Origin of the sequence: Amaricoccus sp., from assembly GCF_017995835.1 — a bacterium.
Classification (GTDB): domain Bacteria; phylum Pseudomonadota; class Alphaproteobacteria; order Rhodobacterales; family Rhodobacteraceae; genus Amaricoccus.
The window spans coordinates 1-2,672 of sequence record NZ_JAGOID010000205.1 but is presented as its reverse complement, the minus strand read 5'-3'; the positions used below and the strand labels follow the sequence as shown (position 1 = coordinate 2,672).

The window sequence follows — 2,672 nt, the reverse complement described above, 5'->3', positions numbered from 1 at the left end:
GCACGGGGGAGGGCGGCGGCGTCTCGGGCATGGCTGTCGGCGGGACCCGCGCCAGCGCGCCGGATCCTTTGGCGCTGCAGGCCGCGCGCTATCGTCCGCCCGTGGGCCGGCGACGACGACGCACGGCCGTCGGCGCTCCGCCGGCCGGACCGCGGCCCGCGGTCGCCGGAGGACGTCTGGCGCCGGAGGGCGGGCGCTTCGCCCCGGCGGGCGGCCGCTTCGCACCGGAGGAGGGGAGCTTCGGCTCCCTGGGCGGACGCTTGGCGCCGGAGGACGGGAGCTTCGGGTCCCTCGGCGAGCGCTTCGCTCCGGCGGATGGGAGCTTCGGTTCCCGCGGCGGACGTTTCGCACCGGAGGACGGAAGCTTTGCCTCCCGCGGCGGACGCTTGGCTCCTGACGGCGGGCGCTTGCCCTCCCGCTGCGCGTACGCCGTACCGGAAGGCGGGCGCTTCGCCTCCCTCGGCGGGCGTTTCGATCCCGAGGCCGGGCGCTTTCCCGTCGCCGACTTTCGCTCCCCGGACGCCGCAGGCAGCTTGGCTCCGGCAAGGCGTCGGCGCGGCGCACCCGCGGGCGGAGGGGAGTCGGTCAACGGGCCGCGGCGGGGCCGGGGCGCGTCGTCCCGGAATGCCGATTCACCGGGGGCATGGCGCGCGGCGCCCCGCCGATGCTTCGAGGTATGTGCACCGACGTCCTGCGGCGGGCGTTGCCGCCCCGCGCCGCCTGACGGCGCACCCAGGGATTCGCGACGGCGTCCCGGCGATTTCGCGGGTTTCTCGCGTCGGCGCGGCTCGGGCTCGGGCTTCGGGGCCGGCCGCCAGAGGATCAGGATCTTGCCCAGATGCTGTACCGGTGCGGCGTCGAGGCTCTCGCAGATTCCCGCGAGGTGCGCCTCGCGCTCGTCGCGGTCGTCCGAATGCACGCGCACCTTGACCAGTTCGTGCGCGCCGAGCGCGACGTCGATCTCGTGCAGCACCGTGGGGGAAAGCCCGGCATGGCCGATCGCGACGACCGGATGGAGTGGGTGCGCGCGCGCCCGGAGTTCGCGGCGCTGCGACGGAGTGAGCGTGATCATGCGGCGAGTGTAGCCGAACGTCCCGCAGCAGCGGTTGGCGGCCGGCGACCGGCGGCGGGACGGGCGCGCGTGCCGCCGGTTCCACGGCGATCTATACAATGCAGTGCGTGGCCTGGCGGCATAGGGACCTCAAGCGTTCCTCCCCGTCCGCTTCGCCGTTCGCTTTCCCATGCCCGGCCCCCTCAACCCCACGCGCAAGAAGCACCGCTTCGGCAAGGCGTGGATGCACGACCACGTCAACGACCCGTACGTGCAGGAGGCGCAGCGGCGCGGCTACCGGTCGCGGGCGGCGTTCAAGCTGCTCGAGCTCGACGAGCGGGACAAGCTCCTGCGTCCCGGCATCGTCGCGGTCGACCTGGGCTCGGCGCCGGGAAGCTGGTGCCAGGTGCTGCGCGAGCGGCTCGGACCGAAGTCGACGATCGTCGCGGTCGACGTGCTGCCGATGCATCCGGTCGCCGGCGTCGCGTTCGTGCAGGCCGACTTCGCGACCGACGAGGGGCTCGCGGCCGTCGAGGCCGTGCTCGCGGGGAGGCCTGTCGACCTTGTGGTTTCCGACATGGCCCCCAACCTCTCGGGCATCGACCCCGTCGACCAGGCGCGCAGCGTCGGCCTGGCGGACCTCGCCCTCGCGTTCGCGGGCGAGCATCTGCAACCCGGAGGCGATTTCGCTGTCAAGGTCTTCCAGGGGGCGGGATTGGCCGAGTTCGAGAAGTCGATGCGCGAGCGGTTCGACAAGGTCTACCTGCGCAAGCCCAAGGCGAGCCGCGACAGGAGCCGGGAGGTCTTCCTGGTCGGCAAGGGGTTCTCGGGCGGATGACCGGCACGGGCGGGACGCGTGACCGGACGGGCGGCCTGTCTGTCCAGGGGCGCCTGCAGGGGCTGGGGTAGAATGATTTTTTCCCTCGAGGCGAACCGTCTCGGGGCAAACGCCCGGATTTCCGGGCGGAACGGGGCGCCCCCGGGCGCCGCGTCTAGGAGCGATACGTGAACAACCTGCTCAAGAACATCGGCATCTGGCTCGTGATCGGCCTGGTGGTCCTCACCGTGGTCAAGCAGTTCGACGCGCGCCAGACGACCAAGGACACGATCCCGTACTCCGAGTTCATGGACTCGGCGAAGGCGGGCAAGGTCGAGTCCGCGGTGATCGAGGGCCGGACGATCAAGTGGACGTCGACGGACAAGAAGCGCTTCCTCACGACGACGCCGGGCGACATCTGGATGGTGTCCGATCTGCTCAAGTTCGGCGTGCGCGTCGACGCGAAGGCCGAGGAGGAGCAGAGCTTCCTCGCGCAGATCTTCATCTCGTGGTTCCCGATGCTGCTCCTGATCGGCGTCTGGATCTTCTTCATGCGCCAGATGCAGGGCGGGGGGCGCGGCGGCGCGTTCTCGTTCGGCAAGAGCAAGGCGCGCATGCTCGACGAGGCGAACAACACGGTGACCTTCGCCGACGTCGCGGGCTGCGACGAGGCGAAGGAAGAGGTGGCCGAACTGGTCGAGTTCCTGCGCGACCCGTCGAAGTTCCAGAAGCTGGGCGGACGCATTCCGCGCGGCATCCTCATGGTCGGCTCGCCCGGCACCGGCAAGACGCTGCTCGCCAAGG

The 2,672-nt window shown here is 71.4% G+C and carries 3 protein-coding genes; 2 read left to right on the top strand and 1 reads right to left on the bottom strand.

The window, feature by feature from the left end; translation table 11 throughout:
• Positions 1 to 88: 88 nt before the first annotated feature.
• Positions 89 to 1,072 carry a YhbY family RNA-binding protein gene (locus tag KBA23_RS16910; protein ID WP_366935329.1) on the bottom strand — a complete coding sequence of 328 codons (984 nt, stop codon included), beginning with the start codon at positions 1,070 to 1,072 and terminating at the stop codon, positions 89 to 91.
• A gap of 169 nt (positions 1,073 to 1,241) precedes the next feature.
• Here KBA23_RS16910 and KBA23_RS16735 point away from each other — a divergent pair, with 169 nt between their 5' ends.
• Together KBA23_RS16735 and KBA23_RS16730 are read left to right on the top strand one after the other, a co-directional pair.
• Positions 1,242 to 1,889 carry an RlmE family RNA methyltransferase gene (locus tag KBA23_RS16735; RefSeq protein ID WP_290743383.1) on the top strand — a complete coding sequence of 216 codons (648 nt, stop codon included), beginning with the start codon at positions 1,242 to 1,244 and terminating at the stop codon, positions 1,887 to 1,889.
• Positions 1,890 to 2,056: 167 nt separating this feature from the next.
• A partial coding sequence (locus tag KBA23_RS16730) for an ATP-dependent metallopeptidase FtsH/Yme1/Tma family protein (RefSeq protein WP_290743381.1) occupies positions 2,057 to 2,672 on the top strand: 616 nt, incomplete at its 3' end.

Coding starts and splice junctions, on each gene's coding strand:
- KBA23_RS16910 (WP_366935329.1), bottom strand. CDS start 1,072: ATGATCACGCTCACTCCGTCGCAGCGCCGCGAACTCCGGGCGCGCGCG.
- KBA23_RS16735 (WP_290743383.1), top strand. CDS start 1,242: ATGCCCGGCCCCCTCAACCCCACGCGCAAGAAGCACCGCTTCGGCAAG.